The 21459-nt window shown below is 57.0% G+C and carries 23 protein-coding genes and 2 riboswitches; of the genes, 11 read left to right on the top strand and 12 right to left on the bottom strand.

Annotation, left to right across the window (positions count from 1 at the left end):
- Positions 1-7: 7 nt before the first annotated feature.
- The 4 genes from ACOOFE_RS18270 to ACOOFE_RS18255 are packed head-to-tail and all read left to right on the top strand — an operon-like array spanning position 8 to position 3339.
- On the top strand, positions 8-967 hold the full coding sequence (locus ACOOFE_RS18270) for an MBL fold metallo-hydrolase (protein ID WP_141187672.1): 960 nt from the start codon (positions 8-10) through the stop codon (positions 965-967).
- A gap of 1 nt (position 968) precedes the next feature.
- On the top strand, positions 969-1520 hold the full coding sequence (locus ACOOFE_RS18265) for a DinB family protein (protein ID WP_420411377.1): 552 nt from the start codon (positions 969-971) through the stop codon (positions 1518-1520).
- Positions 1517-3133 (top strand): FAD-dependent oxidoreductase, encoded by a 1617-nt coding sequence (locus ACOOFE_RS18260; RefSeq protein ID WP_420411376.1) that lies wholly within the window; start codon positions 1517-1519, stop codon positions 3131-3133. The genes ACOOFE_RS18265 and ACOOFE_RS18260 overlap by 4 nt, the downstream gene beginning before the upstream one ends.
- Positions 3133-3339, top strand: a complete 207-nt coding sequence (locus ACOOFE_RS18255; RefSeq protein WP_420411375.1) for a DUF2783 domain-containing protein — start codon at positions 3133-3135, stop codon at positions 3337-3339. The genes ACOOFE_RS18260 and ACOOFE_RS18255 overlap by 1 nt, the downstream gene beginning before the upstream one ends.
- Positions 3340-3461: 122 nt before the next feature.
- Here the strand turns inward: ACOOFE_RS18255 and ACOOFE_RS18250 are convergent, their stop codons facing one another.
- Positions 3462-4901, bottom strand: coding sequence for a helix-turn-helix domain-containing protein (locus tag ACOOFE_RS18250; protein ID WP_420411374.1), 1440 nt, complete (start codon positions 4899-4901; stop codon positions 3462-3464).
- Between the two features lie 122 nt (positions 4902-5023).
- Here ACOOFE_RS18250 and ACOOFE_RS18245 point away from each other — a divergent pair, with 122 nt between their 5' ends.
- Positions 5024-5347: a helix-turn-helix domain-containing protein gene (locus tag ACOOFE_RS18245; protein WP_141187668.1), complete on the top strand. Its 324-nt coding sequence runs from the start codon at positions 5024-5026 to the stop codon at positions 5345-5347.
- 92 nt (positions 5348-5439) lie between these two features.
- Here the strand turns inward: ACOOFE_RS18245 and ACOOFE_RS18240 are convergent, their stop codons facing one another.
- The 5 genes from ACOOFE_RS18240 to ACOOFE_RS18220 form a co-directional block, all read right to left on the bottom strand.
- Positions 5440-6636 carry an OmpP1/FadL family transporter gene (locus ACOOFE_RS18240; RefSeq protein ID WP_420411373.1) on the bottom strand — a complete coding sequence of 399 codons (1197 nt, stop codon included), beginning with the start codon at positions 6634-6636 and terminating at the stop codon, positions 5440-5442.
- A 98-nt stretch (positions 6637-6734) separates the two neighbouring features.
- Positions 6735-7547 (bottom strand): SDR family NAD(P)-dependent oxidoreductase, encoded by an 813-nt coding sequence (locus tag ACOOFE_RS18235; protein WP_420411372.1) that lies wholly within the window; start codon positions 7545-7547, stop codon positions 6735-6737.
- The gene (locus ACOOFE_RS18230; RefSeq protein ID WP_420411371.1) at positions 7544-8470 is read right to left on the bottom strand and encodes an SDR family oxidoreductase; all 927 of its coding nucleotides are present in this window, start codon (positions 8468-8470) and stop codon (positions 7544-7546) included. The genes ACOOFE_RS18235 and ACOOFE_RS18230 overlap by 4 nt, the downstream gene beginning before the upstream one ends.
- On the bottom strand, positions 8467-9369 hold the full coding sequence (locus ACOOFE_RS18225; protein WP_420411370.1) for a bile acid:sodium symporter family protein: 903 nt from the start codon (positions 9367-9369) through the stop codon (positions 8467-8469). Before ACOOFE_RS18225 ends, ACOOFE_RS18230 begins: the two co-directional genes overlap by 4 nt.
- Positions 9366-10712, bottom strand: a complete 1347-nt coding sequence (locus ACOOFE_RS18220) for a flavin-containing monooxygenase (RefSeq protein ID WP_420411369.1) — start codon at positions 10710-10712, stop codon at positions 9366-9368. Before ACOOFE_RS18220 ends, ACOOFE_RS18225 begins: the two co-directional genes overlap by 4 nt.
- 74 nt (positions 10713-10786) lie before the next feature.
- Here ACOOFE_RS18220 and ACOOFE_RS18215 point away from each other — a divergent pair, with 74 nt between their 5' ends.
- The 6 genes from ACOOFE_RS18215 (at position 10787) to ACOOFE_RS18190 (ending at position 15539) form a co-directional block, all read left to right on the top strand.
- Complete coding sequence (locus ACOOFE_RS18215) at positions 10787-11470, top strand: TetR family transcriptional regulator (RefSeq protein ID WP_420411368.1); 684 nt, start codon at positions 10787-10789, stop codon at positions 11468-11470.
- A 319-nt stretch (positions 11471-11789) separates the two neighbouring features.
- Positions 11790-12021: riboswitch (cobalamin riboswitch) on the top strand.
- A gap of 202 nt (positions 12022-12223) precedes the next feature.
- Entirely contained in the window at positions 12224-12361 is a 138-nt protein-coding gene (locus ACOOFE_RS18210) for a hypothetical protein (RefSeq protein WP_420411367.1), read from the top strand.
- Positions 12361-13119 carry a metal ABC transporter ATP-binding protein gene (locus ACOOFE_RS18205; protein ID WP_420411366.1) on the top strand — a complete coding sequence of 253 codons (759 nt, stop codon included), beginning with the start codon at positions 12361-12363 and terminating at the stop codon, positions 13117-13119. The genes ACOOFE_RS18210 and ACOOFE_RS18205 overlap by 1 nt, the downstream gene beginning before the upstream one ends.
- On the top strand, positions 13112-14014 hold the full coding sequence (locus ACOOFE_RS18200; protein WP_209010791.1) for a metal ABC transporter permease: 903 nt from the start codon (positions 13112-13114) through the stop codon (positions 14012-14014). The genes ACOOFE_RS18205 and ACOOFE_RS18200 overlap by 8 nt, the downstream gene beginning before the upstream one ends.
- Entirely contained in the window at positions 14011-14907 is an 897-nt protein-coding gene (locus ACOOFE_RS18195; RefSeq protein ID WP_420411365.1) for a metal ABC transporter solute-binding protein, Zn/Mn family, read from the top strand. The genes ACOOFE_RS18200 and ACOOFE_RS18195 overlap by 4 nt, the downstream gene beginning before the upstream one ends.
- An 86-nt stretch (positions 14908-14993) precedes the next feature.
- Positions 14994-15204, top strand: a riboswitch (cobalamin riboswitch).
- Positions 15205-15317: 113 nt separating this feature from the next.
- On the top strand, positions 15318-15539 hold the full coding sequence (locus ACOOFE_RS18190; protein ID WP_420411364.1) for a hypothetical protein: 222 nt from the start codon (positions 15318-15320) through the stop codon (positions 15537-15539).
- A gap of 169 nt (positions 15540-15708) precedes the next feature.
- On the opposite strand, the gene ACOOFE_RS18185 is transcribed toward ACOOFE_RS18190, so the two are convergent.
- The 6 genes from ACOOFE_RS18185 to ACOOFE_RS18160 form a co-directional block, all read right to left on the bottom strand.
- Positions 15709-16548: a fumarylacetoacetate hydrolase family protein gene (locus ACOOFE_RS18185; protein ID WP_420411363.1), complete on the bottom strand. Its 840-nt coding sequence runs from the start codon at positions 16546-16548 to the stop codon at positions 15709-15711.
- 24 nt (positions 16549-16572) lie between these two features.
- Entirely contained in the window at positions 16573-17301 is a 729-nt protein-coding gene (locus tag ACOOFE_RS18180) for an SDR family oxidoreductase (protein ID WP_420411362.1), read from the bottom strand.
- 14 nt (positions 17302-17315) lie between these two features.
- The gene (locus ACOOFE_RS18175) at positions 17316-18518 is read right to left on the bottom strand and encodes a UxaA family hydrolase (protein WP_420411361.1); all 1203 of its coding nucleotides are present in this window, start codon (positions 18516-18518) and stop codon (positions 17316-17318) included.
- The gene (locus ACOOFE_RS18170) at positions 18511-18822 is read right to left on the bottom strand and encodes a UxaA family hydrolase (RefSeq protein WP_420411360.1); all 312 of its coding nucleotides are present in this window, start codon (positions 18820-18822) and stop codon (positions 18511-18513) included. Before ACOOFE_RS18170 ends, ACOOFE_RS18175 begins: the two co-directional genes overlap by 8 nt.
- Positions 18823-18951: 129 nt before the next feature.
- On the bottom strand, positions 18952-20067 hold the full coding sequence (locus ACOOFE_RS18165) for a mandelate racemase/muconate lactonizing enzyme family protein (RefSeq protein WP_420411359.1): 1116 nt from the start codon (positions 20065-20067) through the stop codon (positions 18952-18954).
- Positions 20068-20177: 110 nt separating this feature from the next.
- Positions 20178-21458, bottom strand: a complete 1281-nt coding sequence (locus tag ACOOFE_RS18160) for a TRAP transporter large permease (RefSeq protein WP_420411358.1) — start codon at positions 21456-21458, stop codon at positions 20178-20180.
- Position 21459 lies beyond the last annotated feature (1 nt).

Here is a 21459-nt window from a genome sequence, read left to right as displayed (position 1 = left end):
CAGGCTCATGAGCAAGCAATTCGCTTCTGTTGGCGACATGGAAGAAAAAAAGATCTCCTTCACTGAAGTTGGAAAGGATCTTTGGGCCTTTACCGCAGAAGGTGATCCGAACACCGGTGTGATCATCGGCGACGACAGCGTTATGATCGTCGAGGCGCAGGCGACCCCGGCACTTGCCAATAAGGTGATCGAAAAGGTCCGCTCGGTGACCGACAAGCCGATCAGCCACTTGGTGCTGACCCATTATCATGCGGTCCGTGTGCTGGGTGCAGCCGCCTATCAGGCACCGAACATCATCATGAGCCAAAAGGCCCGCTCCATGGTTGTGGAACGCGGTGCGGAAGACCGCGAGTCCGAGTTCATGCGTTTCCCGCGCCTGTTCATGGGGTATGATGACGTCAGCAAAATCCCGCCGCTGACCTGGCCGACAACCACCTTCAACGACCGCATGACTGTCTATCTCGGCAAACGCCGCGTGGATCTTAGGTTCCTTGGCCGCGCGCACACTGCTGGTGACATCGTCATCCATGTGCCGGACGAGAACGTCATGTTCACCGGTGACATCGTTGAATACCACTCGGCCTGTTATTGCGGTGACGGTCATTTCAACGACTGGCCAACAACGCTCGAAGCGATCCGCGCCTATGATGTGGAAGCCATTGCACCGGGCCGCGGTGATGCGCTGGTTGGCAAGGAAATGGTTGGCAAGGCGCTGACCAGCACGGCCGACTTTGTCACCTCGACGTATAAACCAGTGGCCCGCGTGGCCCAGGGTGGCGGATCGCTGAAAGACGCTTGGGATGCCTGCCGCGCCGAGTGTGATCCGAAGTTCAAGGACTACGCCATCTACGAGCACTGCCTGCCGTTCAACGTGGCCCGTGCCTATGACGAGGCACTCGGCATCGATACGCCGCGCATCTGGACCGCAGAACGCGATGCCAAGATGTGGGCCGACCTGCAGGGATAACATGAGCCTTGCTGTCGACCATCTTCGCCTCATGGCGCGCAACAATGCTTATGCCAATGAGCAGCTGTATGCGGCATGCCGCCGGTTGAGCCAGCTGGAGATTGAGGCGGAAAGAACCAACTTCTTTCCGTCCATCCTCCAAACGCTCAATCACATTTTGGAGGTCGACCGGTATTATATTGATGCGTTGATTGAGGCAGGGCAGGGGCGGTCGGTTTATGATGTTCCGGCCCTAAAGACGGCCCTTGAGTTGAATGCGGCGCAGGCTGAATGCGACCGCCAATTGATTGTATTCTGCGATCAATTGAATGAGGCGGACTTGACTCAAACCGTGCAGCAGGATCGGGGCGAAAAAGGCGTGTTCCAGGAAACGATTGGCAACACGCTGCTGCATCTGTTCCAGCATCAGATCCATCATCGCGGGCAAGTACATGCCATGCTGGCCGGTACAGGTGTCGCCTCGCCGCAGCTCGATGAGTTCTTTTTGGATTTCGAGCGCCATCCGGCAGCAGTTAGAAAATTAGAAATCCCCGGCAGGGAGGAGAACCTGTGACCAAGTTGTTTGAAGCGCCGCTGTACCCTTACAAGCGGTCGCCGGATCAGGATGCGTCAAGCCCTATCCGCCATCCGGTGGTGGTGATTGGCGCGGGCCCAATCGGCCTTGCCATGGCCATCGATCTCGCACAGCAGGACGTGCCTGTTGTTGTTCTGGATGACAACGACAAGGTTAGCGTCGGGTCCCGAGCAATCTGTTTTTCCAAACGGTCCCTGGAAATCCTCGACCGGTATGGCTGCGGCGAAGAAATGGTCAACAAGGGCGTTGTCTGGAGCCACGGCCGTGTCTTTTTTGGGGACCGGCAGGTTTATAATTTTGATCTTCTGCCGGAAGACGGCCACCGGCGTCCGGCCTTTATCAACCTGCAGCAGTATTATTGCGAGCTCTATCTGGTCGAGCGGTTGCGGGCCCTGCAGCTGGAAGGCAAACCGGTCGAAATCCGCGGCGGCAACAAGGTTGCCTCGCTGGAACAGAAAGCTGGTCACACGGCCCTGATTATCGACACCCAGGATGGTGCTTACCGTCTGGAAGCTGAATGGCTGATTGCCTGTGATGGTGCTGGGTCCCCGTCCCGGCGGATGCTGGATCTGGATTTCGTCGGCCGGGTGTTCGAAGATAATTTCCTGATTGCAGATGTGATCATGAAGGCAGATTTTCCGACCGAACGCTGGTTCTGGTTCGACCCACCCTTCAACAAGGATCAATCCGCCCTTCTTCACAAGCAGCCGGACGGGGTTTGGCGGATCGATCTGCAGCTCGGCTGGGACATCGACAAGGAAGAAGAAAAGAAACCGGAAAACGTTATCCCGCGTCTCAAACAGATGTTGGGCGACGACGTAGACTTTGATCTGGAATGGGTGTCGATCTACACCTTCCAGTGCCGCCGCATGGAAAAATTCCGTCATGGCCGGGTGATCTTTGCCGGTGATGCAGCCCACCAGGTGTCTCCGTTTGGCGCGCGCGGTGCCAATTCCGGCTTCCAGGACACGGACAATCTTGGCTGGAAACTGAAACTGGTTCTGGATGGCAAGGCGCCGGACAGCTTGCTGGACAGTTATGGGCTGGAGCGCGAGTGGGCGGCGGATGAAAACATCCTGCAAAGCTCCCGCTCGACCGATTTCATCACGCCGAAATCCGAGATGAGCCGGATTTTCCGGGACGCGGTTCTGGATCTTTCGGAAGGCTATGAGTTTGCCCGCCCACTGGTGAACTCTGGGCGCCTGTCCGTGCCGTGCGTCTATGAAACGTCACCGTTGAACAGCGACGATGTCGACGGCTTGCCGGCCCGCACGCGACCGGGCAGTCCGGCGGCGGATGCTCCGCTTGGCGAAGATTGGCTTTTGAAAATGCTCAATGGCGGCTTCAAGCTTCTGGCGCTGGGCGTGGATGTTCCTGACCACTCCGAAATTGCCGGCATTCCGGTTGAAAGTATCTGCGTTCCGGCGGGGGCAATCGGTGCGGATCTGCGTGACCGGTACCTTGGAGAGGCCAAAACTGCCGTTTACCTGATGCGACCCGATCAGCATATCGCAGCCCGCTGGACGGAACTTGATTGGTCCCAAATAGAAACCGCCCTCAACCGGGCCATCGGCAAAGGGGAGGCCGCCTAATGGCGCAGACAGTAACCAAGGCGCAGCTCCGCCATCCGGATGATTTCTATGCCGACCTTCTGGCTGCCCACGAAGGCCTCAGCAAGGCGGAAAGCGATGCGTTCAACGCCCGGCTTATTCTCCTGATGGCCAATCGCATTGGCGATCCGGAGGATCTGAAAGCCTTGTTGGAGGCGGCGGGTCTTCAAGGCGCTTCCGCGTCCTAAAAGGATGTGTAATCAGGAACAAGCATTGCCGCCTCGGTCTCGAGCCGGGGCAGATCTAGAGGTCCCGGATCAAGTCCGGGACAGCGCTGGATAGGCGGCCTTTTTTCGATGGTGCAGAAAGCCTACCGCGCAGCCTTCGCCTGATAGGGCACAACACCGCGCTCGCGGCTGTCGATAAAGGGAGTTGTGTTGATCGCAGGAAATGCGCGCTGATCGCAATTGTCGCGCGGGCAGATCCGGCAGTTAACCCCCAAGGGTTCGGGAACAGACCGTTCGTCCATCGCCAGGCCATCGGCATATACAATCGCATCGGCGTATTGCGCTTCGCAGCCAAAACCAAGGGCGTACCGGCGGGCCTGGGTTTTATAGTCAGCGGTGTGTTTGGTGACGCTGGTCGCAACGCACAGGTATTTGACCCCGTCCGGCATCTGGGCGATTTGCGATATAAACTTGTCTGTTGTTTGTTCAAACGCCTGATGCACGTTCCAGCGCGGACAAGACCCACCGAAACGGGCGAATTGAAACCGGGTCGCGCTGTGCCGCTTGACGACATTGCCGGCCCTGTCGATCTTGACGAAATAAAACGGAATGCCTTTGGAGCCACTGCGTTGCAGGGTCGACAGCCGGTGGCAGATCTGCTCGATACTGGCGTCCATCTGGTGCGACAGGCGCTGGGTGTCATGGCGGCAGGCCGATGCAGCGTCCAGAAAGGCGTCATACGGCAACAGCAGGGAGCCGGCGAAATAATTGCGTAGGGCGAGCCGGGAAATGCTGTCGGCCGATTGGGTCCGGAAGCGGGCGGCTTTGACTTCTGATGTCAGCTTGTCCTTGGCATGGAGTTCGGCAATCACCGTGCCGAGTAAAAATGATTTTGAACTGTCCGGCACGGCGCGGTGAATGGAGATACGGCGGTCAAAATCACTGTGCCGGATCAGCGCCGCGTCTTCCGCTCCATGCTGCTCTACGGTGATGTCATACGTCTCAAAGAGCCAATCTGTGAGAGCGGTCAGTTTTGGTGTATCCGCTGTCAGGTTGATCTGGTGGGCCAATTGTTCAGCGGCCCGGTCGATCGCATCTACGTAATTGTCCTGATAATGAAAATAGTCTCGGACTTCCTCATAGGCCGACTTGGCGATGCTGCCGGTGCCATCATCAGAGGCGTTCATTTGAAGAAGATCGTCTTCGCCGGCGTCCTTTTCATGATAGGCGCGCATGGTGCCGTACATGTCCATGATGGCTTTGGCCGCTTCCGGGGCGCGGGTGACAAGCTCGTGCAGATCTTGCTTGCTAATTCTTGTGCCGTGAAACCGGGTATCTGTGAAGATTTCCTCCAGATCCTGGGTCATGCGATCGAGATCATTGTCTTCGAAGGCTGCCAGATCCGTGCCGAAAATTCGGTGAATGGCAAGCAGAACCGAGGCGGTGATGGGCCGGTTGTTGTTTTCGATCTGGTTGATATAGGGCGTTGAAAGCCCGAGCTTTTTTGCAAATTCCACTTGCGAGAGGCCGGTGTCCGCGCGGATCTGGCGCAGCGTGTGGCCGGAATAGAGGTTCTTCTGCATACTTTCGTCCGGTCAAATTGCAAAAAATTAGCTATTAGCAATACTCAAGTTAACATTTTACAATTCGCTTGTCCTGAACAAAACTCCTCTCACGTCATTCACCAGAGGAAGAGGACCCCGTCATGACTGCTCACTTTGCGCTCCATTCGACCCAGGACCTGCTCCTCCGGGCAAAGCCTGTGACGAGAGCTTTTGTGCCAAGCGAAAACATTCTGGAAGGCGTGACACCGCGCCAGCTGGAGATCATGTTGAAGCTGTGTGAGGGCAAGGTGAACAAGCAGATCGCCTACGAGCTTGGAGTCACCACGGCCACAGTCAAGGCGCACATCCGTTTTGCCATCAAGCGCCTTGGCGCGAAAAACCGGGTGCATGCAGTTGCCATGGTCGCCGCCAACGCCGCGCTTCACCGTCCTGACGAAGCCGTCGAAATGGGTCTATGTGCCTGAACAAGATAGGCTGCTAGGCAACCGGCAAGATGTAGCTTGGCCCTGACCTGAAGAAAAAGCCGCATCCTATGGAATGCGGCTTTTGTTGTTTCTTAGAACGAGAACTTCAGTTTGGTCTGAAGCGTATAGTTCCACGAATTGCCGTATTTATATTGGGTGGTCGCGCCGGACGTGGATGCCAGATTTGTCAGGTCACCGGAGCCGGAAGTTTTGTAAGTGGCCGCGGTGCCGATGGTGAGTTCTGCATGCTCATCCAGTTTGAGCGCTGTTCCAACACCAAATGAATAGGTGTCCGAATAGGACTGACCGACACCCCGGTCCCAGCGGACGGTCGAGCCGACTTTCAGCCAGTCATTGACCTTGTGAGCAATCCCGGCGCGGATGGTCCAGCCGTCGTCATAGCCAAGGAACCGGTTGACGACTGTATTTCCTACCGGATTGGTGACCTTCAATGACTGAAGTTTCGACCAATCGACCCATTTGATGCCAAAAGTTGCCAGCCAATCCGGGGCGATGCCGGTTTGCAGATTGAGCTCCAGGGATTGTGGCATCGTCACGGAGGCAAAGCTGTCGAAACTGGTAACGCCCGTCACCTCGGTGCCGCCGTCAAGGTCAACGTCAATCGCGGAATCGTAAATTAGGCTCGCCCGGATCGCATATTCTGGGATTTCGTAAGACGCGCCGATCCGCCAGCCGAAACTCGGGTCATTGGAGCGCACATTCAGGCGGGTCGGAAGGGAGACGTAAGTTGCGGGCGGAATGATACCGCCAAGCGTGAAATTGTCGGTCCGGTACTTCAAATACAGCAGGTTGGCCCCGGCGATGGCGCGCACGTAATGGCCATCACGCACCTGGAACTTGTAAGCGCAAGTGCCATTAAAGCCTTTGCCCGCGGCAGACGTCTTCGTCAGCGAAAACCGGCCTTGCCAGGCATCATTCAGGTCTTCTTCGATCTGATAGGGATCATTGGCGCGCGCCATGCATTCCAACTGATCGGTGAGCCGGAACTTGGCGGCAAACTGATAATTCCAGATGTTTGGAGTCGCGCGGCTTGTTGCCGGTCCGCCAATGACCGGGGCACCGCCGACTTGGGCGTTGGTGACCTCGTAGTCAACGTTCCGGTCAACCCCTTTGGTGGTGACCTCAAATGCAAACCGGCTGTCGTCAAACAAAAGCTCGTTTGAGCCGATCCCAAGTGTGTCCCAACCACCGGCATAAGCTGGCGATAGGTACAGCAGGACCGTTCCGCCAATCATGAGATTGGCGGCCAAATGATTAAATTTGCCCATAATTTCCCCTCCACGAGTGGTGCTGCGCCCGGTGTGGCTGTTGTTCCAAGGCGCGGCCTATTGACCGCTAATGCGCGGTGGTTCTCCCCTGTTGATGGTCACAAGCCATGCGGTGTGGTTTGCCCTCCCGGTTTTTGTGATGCTTGCGTCAGAATTGCCCGCTCCATAAGACGTTGATAGAGGCCGGGTGATAGCCGGTTGATCCAGTTGGAGAGCCGGGCCACCCGGCCGATCGGAATGAAGTCCCGGCGCCGTTTAAGGCCGCGGTAGAGCGTTTCGGCGGCCTGCGCCGGTGTGATGGCATCCACCTGATCGGACGCCGACCCGGGGCGGGCGATGCCGGAGTTTTTCGGTGTACCGGCGTCTGTGTTGGTTGCGATGAAGCTCGGCGCGGCGATCAGGCAGGAGGCACCATGCTGCCGTTCTTCTGAGCGCAGAGATTTAAAGAACCCTTCCAGCGCATGTTTGCTGCCGGCATAAGCTGTTCTGAGGGCCAGAGGGCAAAAGCCAGCGACCGAGGAGATCGCCAGGTGCGTGCCTTTTGAGTGGCGTACGTCCGGCCCAAACTCCTTCGCCATGGCGACGGCGCCAAAATAATTGACCTCAAACACCTTGCGGTGGTCGGCGAGGGTCTGACGGGTGAAGGGGCCGATGTGGGTGATCCCGGCGTTGTAGACCACCAGGTCGATTGACGGCCTATGCTCGCGAATAACCCGTGCAGCTTCGAGTAGGGCGGCTGCATCGGTGATGTCGCAAGCGATCGCCAGTGTGTCTGGGGTCAATTTCAACCCGTCAAGCTGAGGCCCGGGCAGGCATAAGATCACCGTGAACCAGCCGTTGGCGCGCAAGATGGCTCCAAAGGCCTGGCCGAGGCCGCCCGTTCCACCTGAGATGATGGCCGTCGGTTTCATAGCCCGGCCTCCCGGCGCCACAAATCGAAGACTTCCGCGCTCGTTCGTTTGGGGGTGTAGCCGAACTCCGTTTTCAGCGCGGTATTGTCGAGCACCGGGCGGAATTGCAAAAAACGCACCTGTTCGGCGCCGAACCGGGACAAGCCTAGAGGGTGTGCAATCGCAAGCGCTGCCTTAAGCAGGCCAACCGGCAGCCGGATCAGCTGTTTGTTGAGCCGCTTGGCGAGGTCGGACATTGTCAGCGTGCCATCTCCGGCAACGTTGTAAATGCCGGGTGGGCCGGAGGTTGCAGCGCGCTCGACAATGCGGGCCAAATCTTCCGTCCAGATGAACACGAAAGGGCTTTCGCTGCCCGTCACGCCCAACAAGCGTGGCTTGTGAAACAGCGAAGTGATCTGGTTTTCAACGCCTTCACCCAGAACCGTGCAGACCCGCAAGACAACCTGCTCCAGCTGCGGCGCATCGCGCCGGGCCACGGCCAGCAGTTGTTCCACCTGGCGTTTATGATCCGAATAGGCAAATTCCGGGTTGCCGCGCAGTGGATCGGTTTCTTTCAGCCGGGCGGGGTTGTCGGCATGATAGCCATAGGCGGCCCCAGACGAGGTGACGACGAGGCGCCGGACGCTGGCGGCCACACAGGCGGTGATGACGTTCCGGGTGCCTTCGACATCAACTTGATAGGCAAACTGCCGGTCTCCGGGTTCCAAAATGGACGCGAGATGAACAACGGCGTCCGGCTTTTTCGAACCAATGATATCAGCGACATCAGGCCCGCGTACGTCCATCGGCAAGCTTTCAACGCTATCCGGAAGATCTGTCAGTGGAGCGACATCGGTCGCAATCACTTCATGGTCATCTGCCAGCAACTTGACAAGCCGCTGTCCGATCATGCCGCCGGCGCCGGTTATCAAGATGCGGCTCATCGGGCGGCCTCCGTGCGGGAAAACCACTTGGCAAGCGCTAGGCCCGATACCGCGTGCCAAATTCCCCAGAAGGCCGCCACGACGGCCATCCCGCCCAGGCCTTGGAAGAAGCCAAAGATCAGGATGAGACCAAGTCCGGAATTCTGAATGCCGGTTTCGATGGATATCGCCCGCCGGTCATAGGGGGACAGCCCGGCAACGGTGGCAACCATATACCCTCCGAAGAGCGCAATGCCGTTGTGGGCTATGACCAGCGGGACGATATCCGGCCCGAAGGCTCCCAGAAACTCCCAGTTTCCATAAAGGGCGACAACGATGAAGCTAATGAAGATGAGCATAGAGAGCTTTTGCAAGGGGCGCCGTAAATGCCAAGCCAGTTCCGGATGGTTGCGGTTGACCAGCATGCCGAGCGTCAGCGGCAGGATCAGCATGAGGCAAACCGTCATTGCCACTTGAAACGGGTCGATGTGAATGGAGGTCATAAAGGCGCGGCTCGGCCCGTAAAAGCTGCCCCAGAAGGCAATGTTGAACGGGGTGAAAAGGACCGTGCCGATGGTGGTGAATGCGGTAAGAGACACCGCCAAGGCCGCGTTGCCGCCGGCCTTATGCGTGATGTAATTGGAAATATTGCCGCCTGGACAGGCCGCCACCAGAATGAGGCCGAGCGCAACAGACCCTTGAGGCTGAACGGCCAGCACCAAGAGGAAGGTGAGGGCCGGCAGGACCAGGAATTGGGACAGGATGCCGGTCAAAAACGGTTTGGGCGTGCGCAGCAGCGCCCTAAAATCATTGGGCGTAATATCGAGGGCGACGGCGAACATAACAATGGCCAAAACGCCGTTCAGGAGAAGCATGCTGTCCGGCGAAAAATTGAGGACAGCCGCATCGATATCTGTCATCGAGCCGCCTCTTTAAGAGCCGCGATCCTTTGTGTCACCGATCTCCTGTAGGTTTTTTTATCGACGTAATAGGCCATGCGGGCCAGCTTCAGGTAGTTGACCCCACCGGTTTCGCGCTGAAAGCCGTTGGCTTTGCAAGCCTTGATGTTGTCTGCTTCTCGGTTGCCAGACGACAGCCCCTTGATGTAGCGGGCGACCAGTTCGGCCTGCTCATGGCGGCCCTGCCAGCCAAGGCCGGTTGCCTCGACCATGCCGAGTACAAAAAGATCATCACGTTTGGGGTGCATGCAATTGAGGTAGAGGCTGGGGGCAGCCCCGGTCCAATTGAGCAGGTCCTTGGAAATAAACGGATAATCGAGCACATAGCCGGTGGCGGTGACGATCATGTCAAAGTCGGCCCGGGTGCCGTCGGTGAAGTGAACGGTTTGGCCATCAAAGCGGTCGATGTCCGGCCGGATTTTGAGGTCGCCATGGCCTGCGTGAAACAGGATCAGCGAATTGACCACCGGATGGCTTTCATAAAGCCTGTAGTCCGGCTTTGGAAAGCCGTAGCGCTGCGGATTGCCGGCGAACCAGTTCAAAACAACGCCGTCGATCTTGCGCCGCAACCACATGGGTAAGGCGGCCGTCCGGCTTTGGGTGTCGGCCGGTTTGCCGAAGACGTATTTCGGCACGAAATAATAGCCCCGGCGCATGGAGAGGTCGGTGCTTTTGGCATGATGGATGGCATCGACCGCGATGTCGCAACCAGAATTTCCGGCGCCGACGATCAGAACCCTTTTGCCATCGAACTGGCTGGCAGTTTTGTAGCTGGCGGCGTGAATGAGCTCGCCGGCAAAGTTTCCGTCGAACGCCGGAATGTTGGGTGTCGACAAGGTGCCGTTGGCGATCAGGACGCCTTTGAAGGTCGCTTCTCGTTCGCTACCATCGGGCTCGCGCCAGACAACCCGCCAGCCGGCGCCTGACTGCCCAAGTGGCTCGGCTTTCAGAACCTCGGTATTGAACTTGTAGCTTTTATAAAGATCAAAGTGGCGGGCAAAGGCCTGGAAATAGGAGCGCATGTCCTTATGCGAGGGATAGTCGGGCGTCTCCGGCGGCATTGGGAAATCGGCAAATTCCGTCATCGTTTTGGACGAAATCAGGTGGGCGGTTTCATACATGGTTGAGCGCGGGCCGTCGATGTCCCACACGCCGCCCACATCTGAATGCAGCTCGAAGCCCTGAAAAGAGATACCTTGTTCGGTCAAGACTTTGGCCATGGCCAGCCCCATGGGGCCAGCGCCGATCAAAGCAAAAGATTCCTGCGCGCGGACGCATGGCGCCGCACCTGCTACTTGTGGCATGTTTCCTCCCAACCACGTCAGTGGTAGCGTTATATTGAACGAATGTTCAAAATAAACAAGGGTTCCTGTAAAAAATGACAGTGAAAACTGCCGTCCGGCGTCGTGCGCCCAGCAAAAAGTCTTTGGAAACAAAGGCTAAGATCCTGGATATTGCAGAGGAATTGTTTTCCAGAAGAGGATTTGACGGGACGTCAATCCGCGATATCGCGAAGGCGGCAGGCGTACAGGTGGCGCTGGTGCATCACCATGGCGGACCAAAGGAAGACCTGTTTCATTTGGTCGTGGCCAGGAGAGCCAAACCGCTGGCCGAGTTGCGTCAAAAGGTTCTGGCGGACAAAAAGGCAGACGTCCAAAAACGGGGACGCGAGAACCTCACATTGCGGGAAATCCTGTCCTGTTTTGTTTTGCCGTTCCTGGAGCTCACCTTGTCCGACAAGGCTGAATGGCCGTCCTACGGGCGCTTGATTGCGCTGGTGTCGGCGGATGAGCGCTGGCGCGCGATTGCCGAAGAATGTTTTGATCCGACCGCAGCTATCTTTCTGGACGAGATTGCGGCCCTTTTGCCAGATGTTTCGCGCACCAACTTGAGCGCGGCTTTTGTTTTTACCGTATCCGGCATGCTGGCGCTCACGTCCAGCAGCTGGCGGATTGGGGCAGTTGCCCGCCAGCAAGAAGAGGCCGATCTTGCCGAGGCGCTGCTCGATTACAGCGAAGCGGGCTTTTTGCGCCTGTGCGGCAAAAAGGCGGCAGCAGTTTAAGTGCGATTGCAGGCATTGGTTCCAAAACGATCGGTTTGCATAAGTACGCGGTGGAAACGCCAAACTGGAAAACCGGTTCAGGAACGATTCTGGAGACTACTGCGATGACGGCGGCGTGCATAAGATTCTTAAGATACCAAAAGAACAGAGCTTTTCGCCGAGATTCGGTCTTTTGCTTCCTCAAATCGCCAAAAAAGATAACTCCTGAATGCGGTGAGGCATTTTGCGAAGCCACGTAAACAAATGACTGTTTTCCTCAGCCTTGAGGCATCGTTTGCGAATTTGGCAAAAAACGGTGTTGATCATTTCCGACTGTAGAAATATGGTCCGCGGAGATGGTTCTTGCAGAATGAAGATCGCTGCAAGATGAAAAGGGAACACGGTGAGGAAGAGCCGAAAGGGCGCTGAATCCGTGACTGCCCCCGCAACTGTGAGCGGCGAGCGACCCCTAAAGATCCACTGAGCCTTCATCCAAGGATGAAAGGCCCGGGAAGGATGGGGATAGCTTAGACCCGCGAGTCAGGAGACCTGCCATCGCAACCGAAACTTTGCCGGGCGGGGTGTCCCGGAGGGAGAAGCCAATGTACCAAGCGGCCACCGCCGTCCAGTTATATGGTCTCACCGTATCCCCGTCTCTTTGGAGGTGGCGATGCGGCCAATTGCGATTCAAAAGAGACTGACGGCGCGCAGCCGCAGGACTTCCTGTAAGCCAGACCTAAACCGGGTAATCACGCCGCAGCTTGGGCTGCGGCAATGAACCGGCGCGCCTCTTCTACCCATTTGCCGGACAGCCGGCTGCCGTGCCTGACCGAGATGGGCCTGACAGCACTGGTCACGGGAGCACTTGGCCTTGCTGGTCTCCTCTGGATTGCAATCCTGGCGGTGCTTTGATGACGACCGTTCTCGAAATCCGCAATCTTGCCTTGGGTTACCCGGATCTTACCCTTTTCAAGCATCTGTCGTTAGACATTGAGGCCGGGACCACGCTGGCGGTGCTTGGCGCGAATGGCTCCGGCAAAAGCACTTTCGTCAAGATGCTGCTTGGGCTCATGGACCCGCTTGCGGGGCGTGTTACATGGCCAGCGGGTCGCCCGCATGAAGTTGGGTATCTGGCACAACTCACCGAGTTCGATCGCCGGTTTCCCATCCGTGTTCGGGATCTGGCGGCCATGGGCGCCTGGAAGGGTTTTGGCCTTTGGTCCGGACTTGGCCGAAAGGGGAAAGACCGGGTGGCGGCAGCGCTCGATGAAGCCGGGATCCTGGATCTCGCCGACCGTTCGCTCCACACGTTGTCGGGCGGGCAATTGCAACGCGCTCTGTTTGCCCGTGTGATTTTGCAAGATGCGCCATTGATCCTTTTGGACGAGCCGTTTGCTGCGGTTGATCAAAGCACCGAGGCGCATCTTCTTTCCATCATCAAGCGCTGGCGCGAAGAGGGCCGTGCTGTGGTCCTCGTCGTTCATGACCTTTCGTCTGTTCTGGACCATTGCAGCCACGCGCTGCTTTTAGGGGGCGGAATGGCAACCCATGGACCCGTGGAAGACGTTTTGACGTCCGACCGGCTTGTGGAGCAAGGCTATCTGTCGCAAAGCCAGGCATCCTGGATGTTCCGGGGACCGGCACAGCAACAGGAGCGCGCCCATGTTTGAGCTGTTTGCCGAAATGTGGAGCTTTGCCTTCATGCGGCGCGCCTTCGTGGCGACCACCGTGCTGTCAGCGTCCGTCGCCCCAATCGGCGCCTTTCTCGTCCTGCGCCGGCTTTCGCTGGCGGGGGAAGCCATGGCCCATGCGATCACGCCCGGTATCGTGATTGGCTTTGTTGCTGCCGGTTTGTCTGTGATGTCGCTTCTGGTCGGCGGGCTGATTGCTGGTGTCGGGGTCGCTATATTGACCGCATTGCTGGCGCGAAAAACGATCCTGCGCAGTGATGCCAGCCTTGCGTCTCTGTACCTGATTGCACTTGCGGCGGGGATCTTCATCCTGTCGGCCGCCGGATCTGCCGTGCCGTTAAAAAGCTTCCTCTTTGGCTCGATCCTGGGCATTGACGATGCCTCGATGATGCTGGTCGGCGGTGTTGCCACCGTGACTCTGGTGGCTTTTGCGGTGCTCTTGCGGCCACTGATTGTCAGCACCTGCGATCCGATTTTCTTCGAAGCTCAGACAAAGCGGCCCTGGATTGTCGATCAGGGGTTCATGTTGTTGCTGGTCTTGAACCTGCTCGCAGCCTTCAAAACGCTCGGCACCTTGATGGCCGTTGGGCTGATGATCTTACCGGCAACGGCGGCCCGCTATTGGGCCAGCACCATCACTGGCCAGCTGGTTCTTGGTTTTCTGTTTGCGTTGGCAAGCTGCTGGATCGGACTGACCTTGTCCTACCTCTTTCCCGAAACACCTTCTGGCCCGGCCATTGTTTTGGTTGCTGGCGGTTTCTTCGTGATCTCGGCCCTCTTTGGGCCCCTCGGCTTCAGCGGCCGGTTCCGTAAACCGTCTGCTGCAAAGAACCTGTCTATTGAACAATCCTATACTGAAGAGAGTACCCAATGAGCCTTTTGAAAACACTGGCTGCGGGCTTCGCCGCAACATCCCTGATTTTTGCAGCATTGCCGGCCGCCGCGCATGATGACGTCAAGATCGTCGCCAGCTTCTCGATCCTGGGTGACATGGTGGAACAAGTGGTTGGCGATCATGCCAGCGTCACCACCATCGTAGGCCCGGATGCCGACGCGCACGTCTATCAACCGTCTGTGGCCGATGCGAAAGCTGTGGCTCAATCCGACGTCATTTTCGTCAATGGGCTCGGTTTCGAAACATGGTCCGACACGCTGATCAAAGAATCCGGCACAAAGGCAACCGTCCATATTGCGACTGAAGGTGTGACGCCAGTCAAGGTTGACGGCGAAACCGACCCGCATGCCTGGAACTCCCTGACAAACGGCATGATCTATGTGCAAAACATTGCCAGTGTGATGAGCAAGGCTATGCCGGATCATGCGGCTGACTTCAAAGCCAACGCGGACGCGTACATAGCAAAGCTGGAGGCCCTCGACAAAGAAACCCGCGAGAAACTGTCAACGCTGCCGGAAAACCGCCGCACCGTTGTCACCGCCCACGACGCCTTTGGCTATCTGGCGGATGCCTATGGTCTGACATTCCTCGCACCTGTCGGCATCGACACCGAAGCAGAGCCGTCAGCACGTGACCTGGCAATCCTGATTGGCCAGCTGAAGGAGCAGGGCGCGGCAGCCCTCTTTGTTGAAAACATCACCAGCCCGGCGCTTGTGAAGCAGATTTCCGATGAAACGGGCCTTGAGATCGGCGGCCGTCTGTTCTCAGACGCTCTATCTGAGCGCGGCGGCCCAGCAACAAGCTATCTGGCGATGTTCCAGCACAATCTCGGCACGCTGCTCGAAGCTCTCGGCAAAGACACAGCTAGCTAACACTTGCAAAAGAATGGAGGCGGCGCTTTTTGCCGCCTTCTGGTCGCTTTCAACACTTTGGATGGATTGACATAGTCCAGCTGAAAAGTGACACTTTCGGCGATGGTTCTTGAATCAAAGGTTTTTGGTTCAAGATGAAAAGGGAACACGGTGCGGCTATGAAAAAGCTTATTCCGTGACTGCCCCCGCAACTGTGAGCGGCGAGCGACCTTGAACTGGCCACTGGGATATCCCGGGAAGGCTCAGGGAAGCAGCGACCCGTAAGTCAGGAGACCTGCCATCGTTCTTAAACTCAAACCCGGGCGGGGTGCCCCCGGAGGAGACGGACGTCATGGGGATCCAGACTTGGGGCAAGTTGCCCAAATCCATCTCTCTTCGCTTGCGTGCCTCGCAACGACGCGGAGGGCGCAATGGACCGGACAATACCGCAGCAGCCATTTGATTTTTTCAACAATGACATCAAAAGCTTGAGTGAACGGGCCCGCAGAGCCATGCAACCCAACGGCGGGGAAGCTCAACCTCATGCTGACCAAAACGCCTTTTACCTCGCTTATAGCGGACAGGATAACTCCGCCGAGGAGCCACTTGCGGGGCTTTTTAGGGGGCCAAAACTGAGCGACCGGCTCCGCTGAATTGAAAGTCAGCGACACATAACAGCAGGCTTTTGTTACAGTCTAATCTGAAGGACGAAAAGCACCGGAGGTTATTCGTTTCATAGATTGGCAGTTAGCTCAGATGGGCCGGTCTCAGCCAGCCCATCAATTCGGTCAGACTAGGCTCTAAGGCGTAGGTCCTAGATGATCAGTCGTCGTCGACGCAGGTTTGTTGCTGAACGCCCAAGCCGTCGATGCCCAATTCGACCGTGTCGCCGGCTTTCAAGTACCGCGGCGGATTGAACCCCAGACCAACGCCTGGAGGCGTGCCTGTGGAGATAATGTCTCCCGGATGCAGCGTAAAAAAGCGGCTCAGATAGCTGATGAGATGGGCAACGCCATAGACCATGGTTTTTGTAGACCCGTCCTGCATGCGCTCGCCATTGACATCGAGCCACATGGAAAGGTTCTGCGGGTCAGTGATTTCATCCGGCGTAACCAGCCACGGGCCGGTCTGACCGAAGTTGTCGCAGCCCTTTCCCTTCGCCCATTGGCCTTGGCGTTCGATCTGAAATTCCCGTTCAGAGACGTCGTTGACGACGCAGTAGCCTGCGACATGGGAAAGAGCCTGCGCTTCATCGACGTATTTCGCTGCTTTTCCGATCACAACGCCGAGCTCAACCTCCCAGTCGGTTTTGACTGATCCGCGGGGGATGATGATGGGATCATTAGGGCCACAGATCGCAGACGTTGCCTTCATAAAGAGAACGGGCTCAGACGGTACATCCATTCCGCTTTCTGCAGCATGATCGGCGTAGTTGAGACCGATACACATGAACTTGCCGGTCCCGGCAACACATGGACCGAGCCTTGGGTTTCCGTCGACCTGAGGCAGCGCATCAACATCCAAATCCTCAAGCCAGGACATGTCGGCCAGGGCATTGCCCGAGAGATCTTCTATAAAGCCGCTCAAATCGCGAATGCGGCCATCGTTATCCAGCAGTCCTGGTTTTTCGGCTCCTGCCGGGCCGTAACGTAGCAGTTTCATTAATTCATCCGTTTGTTTAGAAAGTTAGATAGTCCAGCCACCGTCAATGTTGAGGGCTTGTCCGGTCGTAAAAGCGGCATCGTCCGAGGCCAGATAACAGGCCACTGCCGCAATCTCTTCGGGCTTGCCGATACGGCCCATTTTCTGCCGGGCGTTGAAGTCTTTCCACGCCTGCTCATAGTCTCCGGTGGCGCGCAAACGGTCGTGCAGGGAGGGGCTGTCTACGGTTCCGGGGCAAATTGCATTGCAGCGAATGCCTTGTGTGACATGGTCGGCGGCAACAGCTTTGGTCAAGCCGATGACAGCGGCCTTGGTTGTGCCATAAACGAACCGGTTCGGGACACCGATGACTGAGGAGGCGACGGACGCGATATTGATGATTGACCCGTTTCCGCGTTCGATCATACCCGGCAGAACGGCCCGGATCGTGTCAAACATCGCTTTCACATTCAAATTGAATGCAAATTCAAGATCCGCGTGCGTAGCTTCCAGAATGGACCCCGCGTGGACAACACCGGCACAGTTAAAAAGCACATCAATCTCGCCGAGCTCGCCGACCAATGCATTTACGGCTTCCAGATCGGTGACGTCCAATTGCCGGATGTCCAGGCCATCGACATCCTGAAGTGGTTCGGTATTGATGTCGGTCGCAATCACGCGGGCGCCTTCAGCTGCCATGCGTTCAACGGTAGCGCGGCCAATTCCTTGTGCCGCGGCAGTGGCCAGGACAGTCTTTCCCTCAAGTCGTGTCATATTTGGTCCTTACTCTATTTCGTCGGCAGGCAAGCCGGGCCAATTGGCTCAAAGCTTTTGTAGGTCAGAATGAATTCCTGATGTCCGAGGGCTTCAGAGGCGGTTTGCTCACCCCGCGCAGTCGCTAGGACCTTGTCGAAGATCTCGCTTGCGACCTCGTTGAGTGTTCGCTCCCCCTCGATGATCGCACCCGCATTGACATCCATATCGCCTGCCAGCGCCCGGTAGGTGTCCGGGTTGGCGCAGATCTTGATCACGGGAGCCAGAGCGGATCCGACGACGGATCCCCGGCCGGTGATGAACAATGTGAGATGGGCGCCGCTGGCCATCATCTCCACGATTTCGGCGTTGTCGGATATGTTGGGAAAACCGAAACGCACATCCCCGTCCGGCACCACATCCATCAGGAACAGTCCGCCTGAAGGTGGTTCGTCACCAGGCTTGATGATGCCGCTGATTGGTGCATGGCCGGATTTTACATAAGCTCCGAGTGACTTTTCTTCGATTGTGGAAAGACCGCCAGTGGCATTTCCGGCGGCAAAACTGCCAAATCCAAGAACTTCGTAATAGCGCGCCGCCTTATCCACGGCCGCTTTAAGCTCTTCCCCCAGTTCTGGAGTGACCGCCCGGTCGGCCATAATGTGTTCACAGCCGATCAGTTCACCCGTTTCCTCGAAAATGCAGGCCGCGCCTTCCGAAACAAGGCGGTCGAATACACGTCCCGCCGCCGGATTGCCTGAAATGCCACTGGTGCCATCGGACCCGCCGCAAACGGTTCCAACAACCAGATCGGACACACTCATCGCAACGCGTGGCACGCCGGCAATCGCCTGGTTGGCGCGGGCGACGGCGTCGCGTCCTGCTTGAATGGTCGAAGCTGAGCCGCCCGTTTTTTGAATGACGAAGGTCTCGACCGGCCGTCCGCTCGCTTCTATGATTTCCGCCAGTCTTGTCCGGTTGAAACTCTCACACCCCAGCGAGACCAACACCACAGCTCCGACGTTGGGGTGGGTGCATAGCTTTTCCATCATCTTCTGGGCGTAGTCGTTGGGAAAACAGCCTGGAAAGCCGATCAGATGGACATCGTTTTGAGGAAATGCGCGGCAGATTTCATCGGCCACAAAATGGGCGCACTCCACCAGATAAGCAACGGCAACCACATTGCGGATACCTTTGCGGCCGTCTGCCCTGAGATACCCCTGCCAAGTGTCAGTCATTGTTCAATCCTGCGTCGTCATCGCGGTAGTGGGTTGCGGTGTATCGGGATGCGATGTTGTGCACATGCACATGCTCACCGGCGGCAATGTCCTTTGTGGCAATGCCGATTGGCATTCCGTATTTCACGACCAACGCCCCTGAGGGGATCGGCATTAGCGCAACCTTGTGGCCGAGCGTAACCGCGGTGGTCAGGGTGATTTGTTCGCCATTGGCCAGATCGACCACTCCAGGTTCAACTGCTCCAAGTGCCACCAGCACATTGTCGGCATCATGCAAGCAGATCAGTTTTTCGGTTTGTTTCATTTTACCTATCCGCTCAAAGTCATCGCGTGTCCGACCGCCACTCAGCTGGTTTCTGCCGCGATCCGATGGGATACCAGCTCGCATTTGACCGCATGGGGTGCGGATGCGTCGTCCTGATCGAGTGCTCCATCAGGCGGCCTCCATGATTTCGATCGGAGACATCACAGTTTCATGTGCGATGGCATCCCAGTCCCAGTTGATCCCCAAGCCCGGTTCCTGGGAGGGATAGGCGCGGCCGGCGTCAATGCGCATGCTTAGCGGAGCGATCAGATCAAGCTGCGGGATGTATTCGAGCCAGCGGGCGTTTTGCACGGCGCAGACAAGGCTCACATGCAGCTCCATCAGGAAGTGCGGGCAAATGGCGATATTGTAGGCCTCTGCCAAATGCGCGATTTTCAGCCAAGGTGTAATGCCGCCGACACGCGCAACATCGGCTTGCACAACAGAGGCGGCTCCTGTGCTCAGATAATCCTTGAACTGGCTGAGCGAATACATGCTCTCGCCGACCGCGATCGGCACTGTCGTCTGCGCCGCCAGTTGCGCGTGTGCACCAACGTCATCTGCGGGCAGGGGTTCTTCAAACCAGCCAATGTTGAAGTCCTCGAGCATTCTGGCGCGGCGGATTGCTTCGGACAGATTGAAGGACTGATTGGCATCCACCATGATCTCATAGTCTGGACCCACCGCCGTGCGAAGAGCTTGCAATCTTGCGCGGTCTTCACTCAGGTTTGGTTTGCCGATCTTGATCTTGGAGCCGAGAAACCCTTTGGCTTGAACTTCGAGCGCATCTTCGATCAGAGCACTCGGTTCGATATGCAACCAGCCGCCTTCGGTGGTGTAAAGCGGGACACTCTCACGGGCGCCACCGGCCAAGATCCAAAGCGGCAGGTTCGCGCGCTTGCAGCGAAGGTCCCAGAGGGCTGTGTCAACGGCTGCCATAGCAAGTGACGTTATGGCTCCGATCGCCGTCGCATGTGTACTCAACAGCATGTCCCGCCAGATTGCCTGGATGGCGTCTGCTTCCTGTCCTATGAGGCGGGGAGCGAGTGTGTTTTGTAAAAGTGCCACGACAGACGGACCACCGGTTCCAATCGTGTAGGTGTAGCCGACGCCGACGGCACCATCGGCGTCCGTAATCCGCACGAGAGGGGTTTCTTGACTGACGAAGCTTTGGGTGGCGTCCGTCCGCAGAACCTTAGGTTTCAAGTCCACCATCAGTATTTCAACGCAAGCGATGCGTGCCATTACGTTGGTCCTTTAAATCAGGTCTTTCGTTTCAAGACTGCGACAGCTTAAGGCGGTAGTTTTGTTTCGGCGCATCCTGAGAGGCCGGTTAAACGTCGTTCAATGGAGACCTAGCTGCCGTAGAGAAGATTGGGTAACCACAACACCAATCCGGGCACGAATGTCAGCAGCAGGAGCACGGCCAGCAACGGCACAAGGAATGGCAGAGTTGCCCGGACGCAGTCTTCGAAGGGGATCTTTGAAACACGTGCCAGAACGAACAAGACCATTCCAACGGGCGGTGTCAGCAGCCCCAGCATCAGATTGAGGATAACAATGATCCCGAGGTGAACCGGATCAATCCCGAATTGAGCGGCAATCGGCATCAGGACGGGCACGAGGATAGAGATCGCCGCGATCGTCTCCATGAACAATCCGACCAGCAAAACCAGACCCATAATGAGCAGCAGTACGACGGCTTTGTTATCGGTAAAGGAGAGGACAAGTTCAGCGAAATGAGCGGCAACTTGGTTTGCCGTTAAGATCCATGCAAATACGGTCGCGGCACCGACAATCATCATAATCGCGGCCGTGGTCTCAATGGTTTCAAGTGAGATCACTGCCAGCTTTCGAGCGTCCAGGCTTCGGTAGACGACGATGCCCAACAGCAATGCGTAGGCCGCGGCGCATATGGCGGCTTCTGTTGGCGTAAACGCACCGGATACGATTCCACCGACGATTATGACTGGTGTCATCAGCGGCAAAAACGCTGCGCGGAACCGTGTTGCGATCGTCTTCGGGCTAAAGGCGACATCGCGCGGATAATTGCGCGTGCGGGCCATCCACCAAATCATTGCAGACAGCGAAAGGGCCATCAAAAGGCCTGGTACGATACCGGCAACAAACAGTTTTCCGATCGATACCGATGCCATGACACCGAAAATGACCAACGGCAGGGACGGGGGAATAATGGGGCCAATTGTAGAAGATGCGGCCGTTATGCCGACGCTGAAGTCGTCGTCATAGCCAGCTTCGCGCATCGCCTTAATCTCGATGGCTCCCAGGCCGCCTGCATCTGCGACTGCGGCCCCTGACATGCCGGCAAAGATGATGCTCGCGCCGACATTCACATGCCCCAGTCCACCATGCAGCCAACCGACAACCGCCCGCGCAAAACCAAATATCCGCGCGGTAATTCCTGCGCTGTTCATCAACGCGCCGGCCAGGATGAAGAACGGAATGGACAACAACGGAAAACTGTCCATCCCATTGACCATTGTGTGCATCAACAGGACGGCCGGTAATCCTTCATACAGGATGTAAACAAAGGACGATAAGGCAAGTGAAAAGGCTATTGGGACGCGCAAGATCATCAGCGCAAAAAGGGTCCCGAACAAAAGGGTCAAGGCCATG

It is taken from the genome of Roseibium sp. (assembly GCF_965216085.1).
GTDB lineage: Bacteria > Pseudomonadota > Alphaproteobacteria > Rhizobiales > Stappiaceae > Roseibium.
This window is presented reverse-complemented; position numbering and strand designations above follow the sequence as displayed.

Excerpts from the sequence above, each read along its gene's own strand:
- ACOOFE_RS18270 (WP_141187672.1), top strand. The coding sequence starts at position 8 with ATGAGCAAGCAATTCGCTTCTGTTGGCGACATGGAAGAAAAAAAGATC.
- ACOOFE_RS18265 (WP_420411377.1), top strand. The coding sequence starts at position 969 with ATGAGCCTTGCTGTCGACCATCTTCGCCTCATGGCGCGCAACAATGCT.
- ACOOFE_RS18255 (WP_420411375.1), top strand. The coding sequence starts at position 3,133 with ATGGCGCAGACAGTAACCAAGGCGCAGCTCCGCCATCCGGATGATTTC.
- ACOOFE_RS18250 (WP_420411374.1), bottom strand. The coding sequence starts at position 4,901 with ATGCAGAAGAACCTCTATTCCGGCCACACGCTGCGCCAGATCCGCGCG.
- ACOOFE_RS18245 (WP_141187668.1), top strand. The coding sequence starts at position 5,024 with ATGACTGCTCACTTTGCGCTCCATTCGACCCAGGACCTGCTCCTCCGG.
- ACOOFE_RS18240 (WP_420411373.1), bottom strand. The coding sequence starts at position 6,636 with ATGGGCAAATTTAATCATTTGGCCGCCAATCTCATGATTGGCGGAACG.
- ACOOFE_RS18235 (WP_420411372.1), bottom strand. The coding sequence starts at position 7,547 with ATGAAACCGACGGCCATCATCTCAGGTGGAACGGGCGGCCTCGGCCAG.
- ACOOFE_RS18230 (WP_420411371.1), bottom strand. The coding sequence starts at position 8,470 with ATGAGCCGCATCTTGATAACCGGCGCCGGCGGCATGATCGGACAGCGG.
- ACOOFE_RS18225 (WP_420411370.1), bottom strand. The coding sequence starts at position 9,369 with ATGACAGATATCGATGCGGCTGTCCTCAATTTTTCGCCGGACAGCATG.
- ACOOFE_RS18220 (WP_420411369.1), bottom strand. The coding sequence starts at position 10,712 with ATGCCACAAGTAGCAGGTGCGGCGCCATGCGTCCGCGCGCAGGAATCT.
- ACOOFE_RS18215 (WP_420411368.1), top strand. The coding sequence starts at position 10,787 with ATGACAGTGAAAACTGCCGTCCGGCGTCGTGCGCCCAGCAAAAAGTCT.
- ACOOFE_RS18210 (WP_420411367.1), top strand. The coding sequence starts at position 12,224 with ATGAACCGGCGCGCCTCTTCTACCCATTTGCCGGACAGCCGGCTGCCG.
- ACOOFE_RS18205 (WP_420411366.1), top strand. The coding sequence starts at position 12,361 with ATGACGACCGTTCTCGAAATCCGCAATCTTGCCTTGGGTTACCCGGAT.
- ACOOFE_RS18200 (WP_209010791.1), top strand. The coding sequence starts at position 13,112 with ATGTTTGAGCTGTTTGCCGAAATGTGGAGCTTTGCCTTCATGCGGCGC.
- ACOOFE_RS18195 (WP_420411365.1), top strand. The coding sequence starts at position 14,011 with ATGAGCCTTTTGAAAACACTGGCTGCGGGCTTCGCCGCAACATCCCTG.
- ACOOFE_RS18190 (WP_420411364.1), top strand. The coding sequence starts at position 15,318 with ATGGACCGGACAATACCGCAGCAGCCATTTGATTTTTTCAACAATGAC.
- ACOOFE_RS18185 (WP_420411363.1), bottom strand. The coding sequence starts at position 16,548 with ATGAAACTGCTACGTTACGGCCCGGCAGGAGCCGAAAAACCAGGACTG.
- ACOOFE_RS18180 (WP_420411362.1), bottom strand. The coding sequence starts at position 17,301 with ATGACACGACTTGAGGGAAAGACTGTCCTGGCCACTGCCGCGGCACAA.
- ACOOFE_RS18175 (WP_420411361.1), bottom strand. The coding sequence starts at position 18,518 with ATGACTGACACTTGGCAGGGGTATCTCAGGGCAGACGGCCGCAAAGGT.
- ACOOFE_RS18170 (WP_420411360.1), bottom strand. The coding sequence starts at position 18,822 with ATGAAACAAACCGAAAAACTGATCTGCTTGCATGATGCCGACAATGTG.
- ACOOFE_RS18165 (WP_420411359.1), bottom strand. The coding sequence starts at position 20,067 with ATGGCACGCATCGCTTGCGTTGAAATACTGATGGTGGACTTGAAACCT.
- ACOOFE_RS18160 (WP_420411358.1), bottom strand. The coding sequence starts at position 21,458 with ATGGCCTTGACCCTTTTGTTCGGGACCCTTTTTGCGCTGATGATCTTG.